19 protein-coding genes are annotated in these 17,250 nt (G+C 24.8%); 7 read left to right on the top strand and 12 right to left on the bottom strand.

All coding sequences use genetic code 11. The annotated features are described in order from the left end of the window. Positions 1 to 83 precede the first annotated feature (83 nt). The 7 genes from J2S18_RS11135 to J2S18_RS11105 form a co-directional block, all read right to left on the bottom strand. A complete protein-coding gene (locus J2S18_RS11135) occupies positions 84 to 470 on the bottom strand; it encodes a heavy metal-associated domain-containing protein (RefSeq protein WP_307486936.1) in 387 nt (128 codons plus the stop codon). Between the two features lie 192 nt (positions 471 to 662). Next, the gene (locus tag J2S18_RS11130) at positions 663 to 875 is read right to left on the bottom strand and encodes a hypothetical protein (protein ID WP_307486935.1); all 213 of its coding nucleotides are present in this window, start codon (positions 873 to 875) and stop codon (positions 663 to 665) included. Positions 876 to 1,171: 296 nt separating this feature from the next. Continuing rightward, positions 1,172 to 1,618 carry a hypothetical protein gene (locus J2S18_RS11125; RefSeq protein WP_307486933.1) on the bottom strand — a complete coding sequence of 149 codons (447 nt, stop codon included), beginning with the start codon at positions 1,616 to 1,618 and terminating at the stop codon, positions 1,172 to 1,174. 27 nt (positions 1,619 to 1,645) lie between these two features. Then, positions 1,646 to 1,852: a hypothetical protein gene (locus J2S18_RS11120; RefSeq protein WP_307486932.1), complete on the bottom strand. Its 207-nt coding sequence runs from the start codon at positions 1,850 to 1,852 to the stop codon at positions 1,646 to 1,648. 300 nt (positions 1,853 to 2,152) lie between these two features. Continuing rightward, positions 2,153 to 5,665 carry a pyruvate:ferredoxin (flavodoxin) oxidoreductase gene (gene nifJ, locus J2S18_RS11115; RefSeq protein ID WP_307486930.1) on the bottom strand — a complete coding sequence of 1,171 codons (3,513 nt, stop codon included), beginning with the start codon at positions 5,663 to 5,665 and terminating at the stop codon, positions 2,153 to 2,155. Between the two features lie 296 nt (positions 5,666 to 5,961). Continuing rightward, on the bottom strand, positions 5,962 to 6,747 hold the full coding sequence (locus J2S18_RS11110; protein WP_307486928.1) for a sulfite exporter TauE/SafE family protein: 786 nt from the start codon (positions 6,745 to 6,747) through the stop codon (positions 5,962 to 5,964). A 94-nt stretch (positions 6,748 to 6,841) separates the two neighbouring features. Beyond that, a complete protein-coding gene (locus J2S18_RS11105; protein WP_307486926.1) occupies positions 6,842 to 8,263 on the bottom strand; it encodes a putative bifunctional diguanylate cyclase/phosphodiesterase in 1,422 nt (473 codons plus the stop codon). Between the two features lie 381 nt (positions 8,264 to 8,644). Here J2S18_RS11105 and hdhA point away from each other — a divergent pair, with 381 nt between their 5' ends. Then, entirely contained in the window at positions 8,645 to 9,433 is a 789-nt protein-coding gene (hdhA, locus tag J2S18_RS11100) for a 7alpha-hydroxysteroid dehydrogenase (RefSeq protein ID WP_307486924.1), read from the top strand. 126 nt (positions 9,434 to 9,559) lie between these two features. Here hdhA and J2S18_RS11095 read toward each other — a convergent pair whose 3' ends face one another. Further along, entirely contained in the window at positions 9,560 to 9,943 is a 384-nt protein-coding gene (locus J2S18_RS11095) for a hypothetical protein (protein WP_307486923.1), read from the bottom strand. Positions 9,944 to 10,352: 409 nt separating this feature from the next. On the opposite strand from J2S18_RS11095, the gene J2S18_RS11090 reads away from it, so the two are divergent. From J2S18_RS11090 to J2S18_RS11080, 3 genes are all read left to right on the top strand, one after another. Further along, a complete protein-coding gene (locus J2S18_RS11090; protein WP_307486921.1) occupies positions 10,353 to 10,754 on the top strand; it encodes a hypothetical protein in 402 nt (133 codons plus the stop codon). Positions 10,755 to 10,981: 227 nt separating this feature from the next. Further along, positions 10,982 to 11,653, top strand: coding sequence for a YjgB family protein (locus J2S18_RS11085; RefSeq protein WP_307486920.1), 672 nt, complete (start codon positions 10,982 to 10,984; stop codon positions 11,651 to 11,653). A gap of 68 nt (positions 11,654 to 11,721) precedes the next feature. After that, on the top strand, positions 11,722 to 12,147 hold the full coding sequence (locus J2S18_RS11080; protein ID WP_307486918.1) for a hypothetical protein: 426 nt from the start codon (positions 11,722 to 11,724) through the stop codon (positions 12,145 to 12,147). Between the two features lie 135 nt (positions 12,148 to 12,282). On the opposite strand, the gene J2S18_RS11075 is transcribed toward J2S18_RS11080, so the two are convergent. Both J2S18_RS11075 and J2S18_RS11070 read right to left on the bottom strand, forming a co-directional pair. Next, on the bottom strand, positions 12,283 to 13,185 hold the full coding sequence (locus tag J2S18_RS11075) for a hypothetical protein (RefSeq protein WP_307486916.1): 903 nt from the start codon (positions 13,183 to 13,185) through the stop codon (positions 12,283 to 12,285). A gap of 56 nt (positions 13,186 to 13,241) precedes the next feature. Beyond that, a complete protein-coding gene (locus J2S18_RS11070) occupies positions 13,242 to 13,781 on the bottom strand; it encodes a hypothetical protein (RefSeq protein ID WP_307486915.1) in 540 nt (179 codons plus the stop codon). A gap of 133 nt (positions 13,782 to 13,914) precedes the next feature. On the opposite strand from J2S18_RS11070, the gene J2S18_RS11065 reads away from it, so the two are divergent. Then, positions 13,915 to 14,373 carry a hypothetical protein gene (locus J2S18_RS11065; protein WP_307486913.1) on the top strand — a complete coding sequence of 153 codons (459 nt, stop codon included), beginning with the start codon at positions 13,915 to 13,917 and terminating at the stop codon, positions 14,371 to 14,373. A gap of 15 nt (positions 14,374 to 14,388) precedes the next feature. On the opposite strand, the gene J2S18_RS11060 is transcribed toward J2S18_RS11065, so the two are convergent. Continuing rightward, a complete protein-coding gene (locus J2S18_RS11060) occupies positions 14,389 to 14,958 on the bottom strand; it encodes a hypothetical protein (protein WP_307486912.1) in 570 nt (189 codons plus the stop codon). 29 nt (positions 14,959 to 14,987) lie between these two features. Further along, positions 14,988 to 15,545, bottom strand: a complete 558-nt coding sequence (locus J2S18_RS11055) for a hypothetical protein (protein ID WP_307486910.1) — start codon at positions 15,543 to 15,545, stop codon at positions 14,988 to 14,990. A gap of 179 nt (positions 15,546 to 15,724) precedes the next feature. On the opposite strand from J2S18_RS11055, the gene J2S18_RS11050 reads away from it, so the two are divergent. Both J2S18_RS11050 and J2S18_RS11045 read left to right on the top strand, forming a co-directional pair. Then, positions 15,725 to 16,045, top strand: coding sequence for a bacteriocin immunity family protein (locus tag J2S18_RS11050; RefSeq protein ID WP_307486908.1), 321 nt, complete (start codon positions 15,725 to 15,727; stop codon positions 16,043 to 16,045). A gap of 57 nt (positions 16,046 to 16,102) precedes the next feature. Continuing rightward, the gene (locus J2S18_RS11045; protein WP_307486906.1) at positions 16,103 to 17,143 is read left to right on the top strand and encodes a coiled-coil domain-containing protein; all 1,041 of its coding nucleotides are present in this window, start codon (positions 16,103 to 16,105) and stop codon (positions 17,141 to 17,143) included. The last annotated feature ends 107 nt before the right edge of the window (positions 17,144 to 17,250 follow it).

Genomic DNA, 17,250 nt, shown 5'->3' with positions numbered 1-17,250 from the left:
AATACCTATATTTTTCTCTATTTTGCACCTCTATTAACCTAAGTAACACCAATATGTGTAACGTTATCTTAATTTTATCGTTATTATTTTAACATATACTTTTTAGATTCTTTATCAAGTTTTTTCTCTATAACTTCAACTACATAATCTAAATTTTTGTCTCCATAAGACCTTATTAAATCTAAATTGTCTATTCCGATACTTTTTACGCTACCTATCCACTTAATTATATTTTCTTTGTTTTGCTTATTCTCATCATAATTAATAGTTGCATATCCTTTATATAAATCAAATTCTATTTTAGTTACTCCTTTTAACTTCATAATAGCTCTTTGCAAAAATATCTCATAATTTCTATGTTTACTTGAAATCATCTTTAAGCACTTCATTTCAATTATTACCTTGCCAGGCACATACTTATACACCTTAAACTTTATTAGTTTATCTACCATTTTTGATTTAAATCCCATGCTTCTCTCCTATATAATTATTTTTTATTAAATATATACTTTATACTTATTTTCTTTATTAGAAAAATATTATATTATTATGGAATTTTAATGGTTAGTGAAGTTTTTGAGAAAAATAGAAAAGTTAATTTGGGATTTAAAGATCCAATAATATATAAGAAAAAGCAGCCTTAATTTAGGCTGCTCTTATATTTATTTTAATGCTTCTAATGTTTTATCTAATGATTTTGTAAGATATATAAATGTAAACTGCAAAGAGAATATAGTAACTATTGCTAAAATCTCAATCCAAGTAGGTCCTAATAATTCAAAATCCAAAAGTAATACCAAATTATACAATATAATCTCCAAACAAGTTGCTATGGAAGTAACCTTTAACACATCCTTTAATTCATTACTATCCAACTTTATGAGGGCACCTTTTTCCATAAATAATCATCAACTCCTAAAATTTTAATTAATCTATATATCTTTAAATTTATATCTTACTTTAATTATACAAAAATTTTTCCCATTTTTACATAGTAATATTCTTAATTTTTTGATACTTTTATTATGAAATTTTAATTTACTTGTGTCTTTAATTAACACTTTATTCACAAATTATCTGCTACTAAAAATTAAAATACAGTAGAAAATAAACGTTCATTTATAACTAAACTTTTACTTTCTACTGTATTTAAACTTTATTATTATATATATTAATTTTCTATTTTATTTCCTTTTTTAGTTAAATTTCTAATCCATTTATCAGCAATTCTTTCTTCATGTTTCTTAAAATGCTCATACTTTTTATATTCTCTTAAACAATGTTTTAACTTTTTGTCTAATTCTTTTATATCCATATCTTCCATTGAAAATTCTTCTGAATAAATTCTCTTTAAAGCTTTCATTGCTGCTATCTTATCTTTTTCATTTTTTAGATTATCTAACATCTTCTTTAATAAAGCTTTCTTTGCAGTTAATTTTGGATCAGTTCCTTCTTCTGCTATTGCTATAAGAGCTTCTAACCTATCCTTTGTATGCTTTAATGTAACGTCTTGTAATCCATCTTCTATTCCATATGCTTTTAAAAACTTATTAAAATCATCTATATTATCTTCACCTGAAAATACTTTTTCTACATCAACTTCTTCATACATATCCATAACTATTCCTCCCTCTTTTTATAAACTCTAGTTTTTCTTGTTATGGCATCCACATTTCTTATGTTCAGTCTCTTCATCTAGTCTTTCAATTTCTTCCTTTTTTCCGTGACATCCACAACCTTTGTGTTTATTTAAATTCTCTGATTTTTCTTCTTCTCTTCTCATTTCTGAAACTCTTTCTTTATCATAACCAATAGCTTTTTCTCTAAATTTTCTAGTACCTTGAGTGCTCATTTCAAATCACCTCATCCTCTAAATTTAAATACATAATACCACTAAAATATTATGCTGTAAAAACTATAAACCCTTTATTTTAGCCATATTAGCCCTAATTTATCACTAACTTTTCAATTTGAATATATTTTAATAGGATACTATGATTTTCCTCCAATTACTTTAAGATAGCTATGTGTTATTATTTAATTTACCCTTTTATAATATTCTTAATTTTTCATAAAAATTATTTGCAAAAAAAGCGAATTCAATTAAGAATTCGCTTTTTATTATAATATTTTTGTTATGGCAATAAAAATATTAATTTGAGGCTAATTTTTTATAGTTTTCTAATCTTTCCATTGCATCATTATATGTTTTTTCAAATAATGCTTCTGCAAATTCTGGGAATGATTTAGCAAGAGATGCATATCTAACTTCTCCCATTAGGAATTCTCTAAAGTCTCCCTTTGGTTCCTTTGAATCTAAAGTAAATGGATTCTTTCCAGTTCCCTTTAGTTCAGGATTATATCTATACATACTCCAATATCCACAGTCAACTGCTCTCTTAGCTTCTAATTGGCTATTACCCATTCCAAGTTTAATTCCATGATTAATACATGGAGCGTAACCTATTATCAATGATGGTCCATCATAATTTTCAGCTTCTGCTATTGCTTTAAGAACTTGGTTCTTATCAGCTCCCATAGAAACTTGAGCAACATATACATATCCATAGCTCATTGCCATCATTCCAAGGTCTTTCTTCTTAGTCTTCTTACCTGATGCAGTAAACTTAGCAACTGCTGCTGTTGGTGTTGCCTTTGAAGCTTGACCACCAGTATTTGAGTAAACTTCTGTATCAAATACAAATATATTTACATCTTCACCTGATGCAAGTACATGGTCAACTCCACCATATCCAATATCATAAGACCATCCGTCTCCACCAAATATCCATTGTGATGGTTTTATTAAGAAGTCTTTTTCTTCTAATATTTCTTTTGCAATATCATTATCTAATTTTTCTAAAGCTTTGATAACTCTATCAGCTCTTTCTCTAGTTCCAGTTCCATCTTCTACGTGTTCTACAAAGTCTTTAAGAGCTTCCTTAGCTTCTCCTTCTTCTATTGCAAGTATAAGGTCATTAGCTTTTTGAACTAGTCTTTCTCTTATAGCCTTAGCTCCTAAGAACATTCCAAGACCATATTCTGCATTATCTTCAAATAATGAGTTAGCCCAAGATGGTCCAAAGCCCTTATGATTAGTTGTATATGGAGTTGAAGGTGCTGAACCTCCCCATATTGATGAACATCCAGTTGCATTTGATATCATCATTCTATCTCCAAATAATTGAGTTATAAGCTTAACATATGGAGTTTCTCCACATCCACCACAAGCTCCTGAGAACTCAAGTAATGGTTTTTCAAATTGGCTACCTTTTACAGTAGTTTTGCTCATTGGATTTTCTTTTACAGATACTTCTGTAGTTGCATATTCAAAGTTTTCCATTTCCTTTGCTTGAGTATGAGCTGGTTTCATAACTAAAGCCTTTCCTGGTGCTGGACAAACTTGAGCACAGTTTCCACATCCAGTACAATCTATTGGATCTACTTGAATTGTAAAGTTCATTGGTTCAGCTGTTTTTAATCCCTTAGCAGCTACTGATTTAAATCCTTCTGGTGCATTTTCCTTTTCTTTTTCATTTAATAAGAATGGTCTAATTGCAGCATGTGGACATACATATGAACATTGGTTACATTGAATACATTTATCCTTATCCCATTCTGGTACATTTATAGCTATTCCTCTCTTTTCAAAGGCAGCTGTTCCTTGTTCAAAAGTACCATCTTCCATTCCATTAAATGCTGACACTGGAAGGTCAAATCCTTCTAATCTATTCATAGGTTCAACAATTCTCTTTACAAATTCTGTTGCTCCCTTTAATTCAGGTTTTGCTTCATCTTTAGCATCTTTCCATTTTGCTGGAACTTTAATTTCAACTAGTGATTCTATTCCCTTATCAATTGCAGCGTTGTTCATATCAACAACTTTTTGTCCCTTCTTACCATAAGAAGTTACAACTGCATCTTTTAAATATTTAACAGCATCATCTAGTGGAATAATATTAGCTAATTTAAAGAATGCTGATTGCATTATCATATTAATTCTTCCACCAAGACCAATTTCTTGTGCTATTTTAACAGCATTTAAAGTGTAGAATTTAATATTATTTTTAGCTATATATCTCTTATATGAAGCAGGTAAATGCTTATCTACTTCTTCTGGAGTCCAAATAGTATTTAATAAGAATGTTCCATTTTTCTTTAATCCGTCTAAAACATTATATTTATGAACATAAGCTTGATTATGACAAGCTACGAAGTCAGCTTTATCTATTAAATAAGGTGATTTAATTGGAGTTTTACCAAATCTTAAGTGAGATACTGTAACTCCACCTGATTTCTTAGAATCATATGAGAAGTATCCTTGAGCATACATTTCTGTATGATCTCCAATAATCTTAATAGCACTCTTGTTTGCACCAACAGTACCATCTGATCCAAGTCCCCAGAACTTACAAGCAACTGTTCCTTCTTTAGTTGCATCTATATCCTTATCTATTTCTAATGAAGTATTAGTTACATCATCAACAATTCCTATAGTAAATCCTTTCTTTGGTTCATCTTTAGCTAAGTTGTCATATACAGCAACTATATGACTTGGATTTGGATCCTTTGAACCTAATCCATATCTACCACCTATAATTACAGGAGCATTTTTATCTCCATTAAATGCATTCACAATATCTAAGTATAGTGGTTCTCCATTGCTTCCTGGTTCTTTAGTTTTATCTAACACAGCAATTTTCTTAACAGTAGCTGGAATAGCTTTCTTTAATCTTTCAACATCAAATGGTCTGTAAAGTCTTACTTTAACAACACCAACCTTTTGTCCCTTTGCATTTAAGTAATCTACTGTTTCTTCACATAAATCTGTACATGAACCCATAGCGATTATTATTCTATCTGCATCCTTTGCACCATAATAATCGAAGCAGTGATATTCTCTTCCAGTTAACTTTGTAATTTCAGCCATATATCCTTCAACAATATCTGGTACTGCATCGTAGAATTTATTTACAGCTTCTCTTTCTTGGAAATATATATCTGGGTTTTGAGCTGTTCCTCTAGTTACAGGATGATTTGGACTTAAAGCTCTTTGTCTAAATCCTCTTAAAGCTTCCATATCAATTAATGGTTTTAAATCTTCTTGGTCTAATACTTCAATTTTTTGTATTTCATGAGAAGTTCTAAATCCATCAAAAAAATTTATGAAAGGAATTCTTGATTTAATAGCTGATAAATGTGCTACTGCTGATAAGTCCATTACTTCTTGAACTGCGCCTTCAGCAAGTATTGCAAATCCAGTTTGTCTTGTTGCCATGACATCTTGATGATCTCCAAATATACTTAGTGATGAAGCAGCTATTGCTCTAGCAGCTACATGAAATACTCCTGGAAGTAATTCACCAGCAATTTTATACATGTTAGGAATCATTAATAATAATCCTTGTGATGCAGTATAAGTTGTTGTTAAGGCTCCACCTTGAAGTGCTCCATGAACTGCACCTGATGCCCCACCTTCTGATTGCATTTCTACAATCTTAACGGGTTGTCCAAAGATATTTTTTCTTCCTTTAGCAGCCCATTCGTCAACATGTTCAGCCATTGGTGATGATGGGGTTATAGGATAGATTGCTGCAACTTCTGTGAATGCATAAGATATATGAGCTGCTGCAGTATTACCATCCATAGTCTTCATTTTTTTCATAATAACCTACTCCTTATCAAAATTTTATTTTAATATTAAATTACTAATAAAAATTATACACCTCTACTTCTATATTTTATAATATTAAAAATTTATAATATAAATAAGAAAATACATATATTAAGACTTATAATAAAAAAATTATAAAAAGTTTCAATAAAAATAGACTTGTTATGCTAAAGGCATAAACAAATCTATAAATATTTACCCAATTGTTTTTTTGTGTCTAAAATGATAACTTTTGTTAAATTTAATGTTATCTCTTAATTCTTAGTCTTTATTTAAAAATCTATGTATTAAATTACATGTCCAAATAATTTTATACATAATAAAATAACACCAAATATTATTAAAAATATTCCTGTTATTTTATTTAACTTTTTATCATCTGTTTTATTTGCAAAAATAGCTGCAGTTCTAGAACTTATAAGGGCAAAAATACCACAAAAAGCCATTGCCATTAAGTTAGTTCCTCCATGAATAATGTGAGTAACTGATCCTGTAAGGGCTGTAAAAGCCATTATAAATACGCTTGTTCCAACAGCTGTCTTTAAATCATATCCAAGAATAGAAGTTAAAACTAATAAAATCATAACTCCTCCACCTACACCTATAGAACCACAAACCACTCCTATTAATGCCCCCCATATTATAGATAATATTATTTGCTTTTTCCTACTTCTATTTTTATTTACCTCACCCTTTGGAGTTGTTATCGGTTTTGTTATAAGCCTTATTCCTAAAAATATTGTTGCATATATTGATATGCTCCCTAATGTATCATTTGAAATATTTTTAGCAAAGCAACTTGAAATATAAGTAAAAGTCATAGTTGATATCATCATTATTATTCCATTTTTCAAATCTATATTTTTATGTTTAAAATAAGTTATTGATGATACCATTGCAGCTAATACATCGGCAGCTAGTGCTATACCTATTGCTTTATAAGCACTAAATCCCAAAATAACAACAAGTACAGGAGTAATAATTGAAGCTGCCGATAATCCAACTAAACCAATACCTGTTCCCGCTAAAATCCCTGCTATTATATACACAATTATTTCTATCAAAACTATCACCTTCTATAATTATTTTTTATAAAACATATTTTAATAAGTATTAGCTATTATTTTGGAATAGATAATAAAAGTTCTCTCCTTAAATATTTTATCTTTATTTTCTAAGTAACTTTAAAGCTTCATCCTTCGGCAATGGTTTTGAGAATAAATACCCTTGAATATATTTGATATCCATCTTCTTTAAAATGTTTAATTCCTTTTCTGTTTCAACACCTTCAGCTACAACTGGTAATTTTAAAGTACAGCATATTTTAACAATTGAATTTAATAGTTTTATATATTCTTCTCCCTTATTCATTTTTGCCACAAAACCTCTATCTATCTTAACTCCTGATACAGGCAGAGATATTAAGTATTTTAAAGATGAATATCCTGTTCCAAAGTCATCTAAATATATAGAAACACCCATATCCTTTAAAATTTTTATCTTACTTATATTTTCATCTATATTTTCTAAAAGTACAGTTTCTGTAATTTCAATTTCTATAAATTTAGGATCTACTTCCTCTTCTCTTAATAACTCTTTAAATTTAAAAATAAAATTTGGACTCATTATTTGTTTTGAAGATATATTTATAGAAACTTTTATTGGGTTTTTAGTATTTTTTTTGTTTATTTTTTTAGAAAATTTGAAAGCTTCCTTCATAATGTAATCATTGAAAATCTCAAAGGAATTACTTTGTTCTATTATGTTTATTATCTTTAAAACTTGTATCTTTTTATATTTAGGATTATTCCATCTAAATAAAGCTTCAAATCCTACTAATTTTTTCTTACAAGTATACTTAGGTTGATAATGTACTTCTATTTCATCGTTTTTTATAGCTTTTACAATGTCTTTTTCTATTTCTAAAGTGAATTTTCTTTCCTTATCTAATTTAATGGTATAAAGTACACTTTTATTTTTTCCTATAGATTTAGCTTTATATAATGCAATATCACCTTTTACTAAAAGATCCTCTATACTATCCCCATCTTTACATCCGATAACTGCCCCTAAACTTGCTGAAATTTTATTAAAATCAGCATCTTTAATGTATATGTTATTTATTGCCTTTAAAATATTTTCTCCTATTTTCATAACAGCCTCTTCATCAGTAATATCTTTATAAATTACTATAAATTCATCTCCAGCAATTCTTGCAACAAAAGCATCTTTACAAGTATCTACAATGGCTTTAGCAACTGAAATTAAAACTTTGTCTCCTACAAAATGTCCAAAGGTATCATTGAAATTTTTAAAGTTATCTAAATCTAAAATAAATAATGCTATATTACTAAATTCTCCCTTAGACACATTCAAATTATTTATGTATTTATAGAGGCTTCTCCTATTATTGATTCCTGTTAAATAATCATTATATATAAGATTTTCTAATCCCTTTATGTAAGCTTTTAATTCAGTAACTTTTCTATTTTTCAAAGCATCTAAAAATTCATCAATATTTTTTTCATCACATAGGTTACTACTTTTTAATATATACTTTACTTCATCTAATTCATTATCAATAGCCATAGTCTTCCTCCCCAAAATTCATATTACTCTGTACAATAATATAACCTATTTTCGCCCTAAAATATTATAAAGTTTTATTAACTCTATTAAGTTTTTTCTATATAAAATTTCTTTTATTAACAACTTGTAATTTTTATTTATATTGTTAAATAAAAGAAAATATAAAATACACAAAAAAGCATAAAAATAAGAACACTTTCTAAGAAAATATTCTTATTTTTATTAATTTATATATTTTATTAACTGTATATTAATGTTATCTTTATAAACTTTATATTTATAACATTTATATAACTTTAAAATGTTTAAAAATATTATTACAATGTTTTTTAAATACTTTTTTAAGTATTAAAATTTTTACTACAGTTAAGGAGGACTTTTATGAAAAATTTAGAAGGAAAAGTGGCTATAATAACAGCTGCATCAAGGGGAATAGGCTTTGCTTCTGCAAGACTTTTAGCAAAACATGGTGCTACAGTATACATTGCAGGAATTGAAGAAGAAAACTCAGTAGAGCGTATTTTAAGTGAAGGTGGAAAAGCTAAATTTGTATACTTTAATGCTAAAGATGAAAATACTTATTTTGAAATGATTGATACTGTTTATGAAAATGAAGGAAGATTAGATATATTAGTTAATAATTATGGTGCAACAAATGTAAAATTAGATCGTAACGTTGTAGATGGTGATGCTGATGCATTTTTCAGCATATTAAGATCAAATATTGCAAGTGTTTATTTAACAAGTAAAAGAGCTATACCTTATATGATAAAAAGTGGTGGAGGCAGCATAATAAATATATCAAGTATAGGTTCTATAGTTCCTGACTTATCAAGAACTGCTTATTGTGTATCTAAATCTGCAGTAAATGCTTTAACACAAAATATTGCTTTGCAATACGCTAACAAAAATATAAGATGTAACGCAATACTTCCAGGTCTTATAGCAACTAAAGCAGCTCTTAATAATATGAGTGATGAATTTAGAGAATCTTTCTTAAAACATGTGCCTCTAAATCGTGTTGGTGTACCTGAGGATATAGCAAGATCAGTATTATATTATGCAAGTGATGATTCAAATTATGTTACAGGAACAATTAATGAAGTTGCAGGTGGATTTGCATTAGGTACACCTCAATATGCTGAATACATGTATTTAATGGGTAAATAATTTAACTCTACTATATTAAAAATATTTTAGCAAAAATAAGTTAAAACAATATAAGAGAATTCTATATTTTGTAGAATCCTCTTAAAATTTATTTTCTATTAAATTAAAAATTATTCAAAGTAATAATCAATTAAACTTTTCTAATAAAAATATTACTGGAATACTTAATATTATGAATATAATATCATTAAAATCATAAGTTCCTAAATATAATGTTTTTTGGATTAATTCAGATAATATACATCCAATAGGAACTGCAAACATAAGTAAAATTTTATCAGCATTATTTTTCTCTATGGACTTATTTAGACAATATATAACTTTATATATTATTAGTGTATTTAAAAGACTTGGAAGTGAATTAGCTAATGAATAATCAAATATATTATTTGAATATATATAAGGTCTGTAGATATATAACGTTATGAAAGTAATAAATAATAATACCATTAAAATAATTATAGATTTTCTTTTGTTTAAAGTATTTATTCTACATATTTCTTTTATCATAAATTCTCCTTATATTTATATGAATATAACTTTTATATAATAATTATACTTCCTTTTTATTCCAAATGCAACAAAATACTCTCTCTTCTTTTATTTATTTTATGTTAAACATTTTTGTTAAATTTCAATTTTTATCATTAAATATTAATATATCATTCAAGTTATATTTAATATTTTTATTAAATATCTATAATTTCAATTTAATTTTTGATTCAATTATAATCTTGCAAATTTCATATAATTATACTTAATGTGCTAAATAAACTATTTAATTACTAAAAAGATATATCTAGATTGATATGTTTTGTAAAAAACTATAAGAATTTTATATATATTATATTTTCCTATTAAAAATTATAAAACTCAATATATTATAATATAAATAAAAAAGTTAGGAGTCGTGATTTATATGAGATATACTGAAATTGAACTTAAAGAAATATTTGAAAATGAAAATAATTTTGAAGCATTCAAAAACTTCATAGAAGAATTTGGTTTATATGATGATTTTTATGATATAACATCTAAACACACTGAAGAAAGATTAAAAGCTTTAATTGCAGCAGAAGCTGATGGCAAAAAAATATTAGCAGGTAAGTTATTAACTGCATTACAAGAATCTGAAAATAAGAGAGAAGCTCTTGGAAATATATATTCAAACAAAGAAATAATTGATGATATGGATTTAGAAAAGTTATATAATGACTTAACAAAATTTATGACTAACTATAAAAAACATAGAAAACCTATCCCTCATGAAAATCAAATAATAGAAAAATGGATGAGAGAACTTCAAAATAATATTAAATAGTGGTATTTAAAATATTTAATTAAGAAGGACTGTAAATAGTTTTGTGCAAATTTGAAACTATCTACTGTCCTTTATTAAATTCTATAATTATAAACTTTAACCTTTATTTTTATCCCTAGTTTAAAATAAGTAACAACTTTGTTATTAAATATTAAACTTTCTTTAATGTAAATTTTTCTATATATATGTATAATATACTTAAATTTCTATGAAAAGGAGTGCTTAATATGAAAAAAATATTGCTTTCTTTGTCTTTTATTATCATATCCTCTGTTCTTTTTTTAGGTTGTAATAATACTAAAAAAACTGATAATAATAAGCAAAACACATCTTCAGAACAGACAATTGATAAATCTGATAATAAGGTTAATACTCAACCCTCTCAAAATAAAAACAAATCAAACAATAATAATTCTAATAATAATTCATCAAATATAAATAAAAAAATTTCAATTCTACTTACTAAAATAAAATCTTCTGCCGAAAAAGGAACAGTTATAAATTCTAATTTTAAAATTGGACAACCTATAGATACTGTAATTTCTAAATTAGGTAAGGCAAATAGTGAAGATTTTGTTCCTGATGCTAAAGGTACATATTTTACTTTTAATTCTTATAACTTAGCTTTTGGCTGCAATAAAGGAAGTCAAATTTTTGAAATACGTTCCTTTGATAAAACTTTAAATAATCTAAATTCTAAATTAATCAAGAACTTTTTCGGTGATCCAGATTATAATAAAACTCTCAAAAAAAATGAAATAATATATGGTTATAAAATAAATTCAGAATATAAAATTTTATTTGTTTTCAATTCTAATGGAGAATTAAAACACTATTCTGTTTTAAAACCTACTTTAACTAAAAATTCTATGGCTGGTGATTCTGGGCGTAATTGGTAATAATATTTAAAATTTAAATATACTCATAAGCTAAATGTAAAGCTCATACTAAAGGAGGATAAAATTTAATGAAAAAATTAATACCAATTTCACTAATAATATTAATAATTTTATTATTTGCTTATAAAATATATTCAAATATTCCTTCTATTCCCTATGAAGCTAAATCCTTAAACTTAACAATTAAATTCCCTAAAAGTTTGACTAATAAATATATAATTAAGGAATCCAAAAACTCATTATCTGTATATTTTAAACCTCAAAAGTCAAATAATTTAGAAGGTTTTTTATTTATTATTGCTAATGCTAATGATAAATCAATAAACCATGCTGAATATGACAGCATAGACTCAAAAAAATATATAACAATAAAAAATAAGAAATATTTTATTGGAGGTCCTACTGATATAGGATTTCCTGATGATAATTCTGAATATTCTACATACAAAAATATGAAAGATCAAGTTCCTAAAATTATTAATTCAATAAAATAAATTTTATAAACACATAATTATACAATTACTAATATTATTTGATTTAGGCCAGAAGTTATATTTCTGGTCTTTTTACATTAATATAAATAAAAGGATAAGAAATTTAATCTTACCCTTACTTTTCATATTATTAATTTATAAAAACATATCTCTTATTAGACTTCCTTTAATTACATACTTTAAAAATATACTATGAATTATTTTCACTTTATCATCTTTTTTAAAATAAGGCTTGTCATAAGTTTTATAAACTATTTCTCTCTTATGCACATAATCAGTTACATAAACTATCCAATGCACCTTATCTTTACTGCCTCCAGAAGCTTCGTCAATACCAGTACAAATACCTACTAATGAAGTATATAACCCTAAAATATATTCTATAATCCCAATAATTGATTTTAATATAAAAATTGTTAATATCCAAATTACAGGAGATTTAAAAGACAATATATAGCAAGCATATACATATGCAATTATATATAATATTGAAACGCCTTCAAATTTTCTCTTGTTAAATGGCACTCTTTCAAATGGTAAAAACCATATTTTTAATCTCCAAAAAATATTGCTATCTTCAATATTTGAATCCGCTCCCAACATAACTTTTTGCCATTTAAGCTTATGTTCATCAACCATTAATGATATGTATAATCTTTTACTATAAATTATAATTGCTATATACGCTAACTCCATTATTATAGATGAAACAAAAAGTACTCTTACTTTAAATACAAATAAAGTAATCAAACAATAAATAACAAATATTATATTAAAATATAATACCGGTCTTAATTTAGATTGTAATCTACTCTTTTCCTCTTCCTTTAATTTATCACTTTTATTCAAAACTACTCCTAAAAATACTGCAATCAAACAAAATAATGAAAATCTAGTTATTAAATAAATATCTACGTTCCCCAAAAATGAAAATTTATAACCTTTAACTTTTAATAAAAATAATATATTTCCAATAATATTTGCAATTATTATGAAAATAGCAAAATATCTTAAAGATTTTATACTATGTCTATCCATGTATGCACCTCACTCTTTAAAATTTTAAGTTTTATATTACAATATAGAACATCCAATTATTCTATTACATTACCATTATCATCATAATATTTAATGATTTTTGGTTCTAATTTTGGATCTCTAGAAAATGGATTAATTCCCCCTTCCCCATAATATTCTGATATTCTAATTTTATCTCTTCTTACAAATATATTTATATAATCATAGTATTCTACAATAACTTCAGTAAACCCACTAACACAAGCTATCATTTTTTTATCATTCTTTTCAACAATATAATCCGACCTCTCAAATGAAAATAAAATTAATCCAACCATCAAATACATTAACATACTAGTAACAACTAAGAAAATTCCTAATCTTGCAATTATTTTTAAATATAATTCTTTATTTCTTTTGTGCACAAACTTATATAAATATATTATTATTTGAACTAATAAGGAAAATAATAATATAGTTAAAATACCAGCCATTAAATTTATACTAATGTTTGTTAAAATAAGATTAGATAATCTTATTTTATGTTCTATAAGTTTTAAACATATTAACCACAAAACCAATAAAAAAATATTAATTATAAATATTTTTTTCTTCATAAATTACCCCCTTTTATAGTATATTTTACATTAATTATATTATAAAATTTAACTTTTCCCAAAAACTAAACTTAATTATCTATATCTCAATTAAATTAATATATTATAATATATTAAATGGGGAGGGATATGATTGAAAAAAAGATTATTAATTAGTTTTATAATGGTTTTAATAATAGTTTTAGGTATTAAATATTTAGGGCTAAAGACTTTTCTTAATAAATATGAAGTAAAAAGAAATATTGATAATACTAGATATACATCTAGTTATATAATATTCAATAAAAATTTAAATTTAGATAATAAAAAAGAAAAATTATTGATAGAAAAAATAATTAAAGAAGAAATAAATTATTCCGAAAATAATTTTGATAAAAAAAGTAAATATTTAGCACAATCAGAAATTGTTTTCAGAACTCCTAATGCTCAATATATGATAGGAGTAAATAATAAAATTAAAAAATTAGAATTTTTAGGAAAGGTAATTATAAATAAAAATAATAAAACTGACAGAAAATATATTGAGAAAGACGCTAATTTGCAAGATATCTTATTAAATATATCTAAAAAAATAAAATGGACTTATTCTTAACCAGAGCCAGATATTTTAATTAAAATATCTGGTTCTATTATTTATTATTTTACAATTTGATATATTTGATAAATTTTTTAAGAAGATATCTTTTTCATCACAGTTTTCAAAGTTAGATATAGGAATACTTATTGATAAGTTTTCAATTGTATAAATAAATATACGAGTATTATCAATAATTACTTCAAATATATCCTTAAAATAAATCTTCTTTTCAGAGTTATCTTTATTTAAAATATTAAATAAAATATAGTTATCATATAATATTATATGTTTTTTATTATCTATAATTTTATTAATATCATTATAATCAGTTACTAATTCTTTAGCTTTTTTATATAAATTATAATTATAGATTGTTGACGAAAAAATAAAAATTAGTAAAAAAAAGATTATAGTAATTAGATTAAAAATAGAAAAGTACTTATTTATAAGTATATCTACAATTGAAACTCCTATACCGAATATCGGTAAAAAAATATAGGAAAAGTAAAATTTTTTTGATGGCTTTGAAAATTTTTCAAAATAATAAATACAATCTATAAAATCATTTATTGTATTTTTAAAAGTAATAATAATATTCATATCAGTGTATTTCTCCATTTTTAATAAATTTATTTTTCTATTGATGCTTCCTTAATTATCTCTTCATTATCGTTATAGTATGTAATTCTTTTAGACATTACTTTTTCTTTTGACTTAAATGGATCATATCCACCAGCTCCATAATCTTCTCCTATCTTTATTTTATTTCCATGTACAAATGGATTTATATAGTCATAATACTCTACATAAACATGTGTAAAACTATTTACATATGCCACCATCTTTTTTCCATCTTTTTCAACAGTATATTCAGGTCCTTCAAATGCAAAGAAAATAAATCCAATCATTAAGTACATTACCATACTAGCAACAACTAAAAAAATCCCTAATCCTGCAATTATTTCTAAATATAATTTTTTATTTCTTTTATGCACAAACTTGTATAAATACATTATTATTTGAACTAATAAGGAAAATAATAATACAGTAAAAATACTTGCTATTAAATTTATACTAATATTTGTGAACATAAGATTATTTAATCTTATTTCATAATCTATAAATTTTAAACATATTAACCACACAACTAACAAAAAAATATTAATTATAAATATTTTTTTCTTCATAAATCTCCCCCTTTTTCTATTATATTTTACATTAATTATATTATAAAATTTAACTTTTACCAAAACAAACTAACATTTATTACCTATATTTTAATATTTAATATATAATTTTAATTATAAGAACCATAATAGGTTTATATTAAATATCGCTAGCTTCAAACAGAAAGTAGGTAATTACATTGAAGAAAAAAGAAAAAAGATTAGAAAAACAAAATGATCTATTATCAAGAGTTTATGATTTAATTTTAAATACACAAACTCTTGATGATGAACGCTCTAAACTAGTTGAATTTAAAAATTCAGTTGAGATGGTAAAGGACTTTGAACAACAAACAATAAAATTAGCAGAATCTCTACGACAACTAGCAGTTCGTAAAGCAAAAGATAAAGAAACACTTAGCCCAGAAGTTGGTAGATTTTATATGGATATTTCCACTACTGGATTACTTAAAAAGAATTTGGGTATTGGCTTAACTGCAATTAGCTTTTTAGCTAAATAATTCTATAGTATAAAAATTAAAATTTATACTATCTTTATCTATTAAGGAGGATGATTTATGGAAAAAATACATAAGAAAAAGGTCAAAAATATATCATTTATGCTAATAGTTCTTTTTAGTGGTATTTTAATTTTATCTGGTTGTGGAAATAAGATAAAAAAACAAATAGAAAATGCTATAAATGATATAAATTCAGGTCAATATAGTGAAGCTAAAAAAGAAATTAATGAAATTTTAAAAGAGGATTCAAGTAATTCTGAGGCAAATTTATTAAATAACATAATAACCAATTTTGAAAATGCAAAAAAATTATATGAAAATAAGGAATATAATAAAGCTAATGAAGAAATTTCAAAACTACCTAATGAATATAGTAATTATAATATAAAAAATGATATTGATACTTTAAAAAATAATATAAATAAAAAATTAGATGAAATAAAAGAAATAGATACTAAAATAAATGACGTAAATAAATTAATTAATGATGGAAATTTAGATGAAGCAAGTAAAAATTTAGATGCCTTAAAAAATAAAGAGTTAACAGAAATACAAAATAAAAAAATAAATGATTTAAAAGCTAAATTAAATAAAAAAACAGATCAGAAAAAAGAGGACGAAAAGAAAAAAATAGAAGCTGAAAAGCAAAATAAACAAAAAGAAGAACGCACAAATAAAAATTCTTCAAATAGTAAAACTACTAATAACAAAGTAACGAAAACTGTTCAAAATCAAGGTAACATACACTATGTAAATAGAAGATTAGGAATACAAATGGAATTACCTGCAAATTGGAGAGGAAAGTACTATGTAAGTGAATCAGATAACACAATTAGCTTTTGTTATAAGGCTCCCAAGAAAAATATTGTAGGCGGTTTATTATATGTAGAAAAGATACGAAAAGATGAAAATATAGATTACATAACACTGGATGATATGGTTATAAAAAATATAAATGGTTCAAGATATGCATTAGGGGTTGCAACAGATGTTGGAACAAATGCACCGGATTTAGGAGAATTTGAAATTTATAAAGAATATAAAAACTTGAAAAAAGAAAAAGGACTAGTATATAGAACTATAAGAGCAATTAATTAGATAAAAAGAGTCATTAGACTCTTTTTTTATTTTCCAAATTCAAATTTAATATTTTTATATCTACCTTTATTTTTCATTTTTTTAATATTAAACCATAATTGATATTA

It is taken from the genome of Eubacterium multiforme, assembly GCF_030813415.1.
Taxonomy (GTDB): Bacteria; Bacillota; Clostridia; order Clostridiales; family Clostridiaceae; genus Clostridium; species Clostridium multiforme.
This window is presented reverse-complemented; position numbering and strand designations above follow the sequence as displayed.

Excerpts from the sequence above, each read along its gene's own strand:
- J2S18_RS11135 (WP_307486936.1), bottom strand. The coding sequence starts at position 470 with ATGGGATTTAAATCAAAAATGGTAGATAAACTAATAAAGTTTAAGGTG.
- J2S18_RS11125 (WP_307486933.1), bottom strand. The coding sequence starts at position 1,618 with ATGGATATGTATGAAGAAGTTGATGTAGAAAAAGTATTTTCAGGTGAA.
- J2S18_RS11120 (WP_307486932.1), bottom strand. The coding sequence starts at position 1,852 with ATGAGCACTCAAGGTACTAGAAAATTTAGAGAAAAAGCTATTGGTTAT.
- nifJ (WP_307486930.1), bottom strand. The coding sequence starts at position 5,665 with ATGAAAAAAATGAAGACTATGGATGGTAATACTGCAGCAGCTCATATA.
- J2S18_RS11105 (WP_307486926.1), bottom strand. The coding sequence starts at position 8,263 with ATGGCTATTGATAATGAATTAGATGAAGTAAAGTATATATTAAAAAGT.
- hdhA (WP_307486924.1), top strand. The coding sequence starts at position 8,645 with ATGAAAAATTTAGAAGGAAAAGTGGCTATAATAACAGCTGCATCAAGG.
- J2S18_RS11095 (WP_307486923.1), bottom strand. The coding sequence starts at position 9,943 with ATGATAAAAGAAATATGTAGAATAAATACTTTAAACAAAAGAAAATCT.
- J2S18_RS11090 (WP_307486921.1), top strand. The coding sequence starts at position 10,353 with ATGAGATATACTGAAATTGAACTTAAAGAAATATTTGAAAATGAAAAT.
- J2S18_RS11085 (WP_307486920.1), top strand. The coding sequence starts at position 10,982 with ATGAAAAAAATATTGCTTTCTTTGTCTTTTATTATCATATCCTCTGTT.
- J2S18_RS11080 (WP_307486918.1), top strand. The coding sequence starts at position 11,722 with ATGAAAAAATTAATACCAATTTCACTAATAATATTAATAATTTTATTA.
- J2S18_RS11075 (WP_307486916.1), bottom strand. The coding sequence starts at position 13,185 with ATGGATAGACATAGTATAAAATCTTTAAGATATTTTGCTATTTTCATA.
- J2S18_RS11070 (WP_307486915.1), bottom strand. The coding sequence starts at position 13,781 with ATGAAGAAAAAAATATTTATAATTAATATTTTTTTATTGGTTTTGTGG.
- J2S18_RS11060 (WP_307486912.1), bottom strand. The coding sequence starts at position 14,958 with ATGAATATTATTATTACTTTTAAAAATACAATAAATGATTTTATAGAT.
- J2S18_RS11055 (WP_307486910.1), bottom strand. The coding sequence starts at position 15,545 with ATGAAGAAAAAAATATTTATAATTAATATTTTTTTGTTAGTTGTGTGG.
- J2S18_RS11045 (WP_307486906.1), top strand. The coding sequence starts at position 16,103 with ATGGAAAAAATACATAAGAAAAAGGTCAAAAATATATCATTTATGCTA.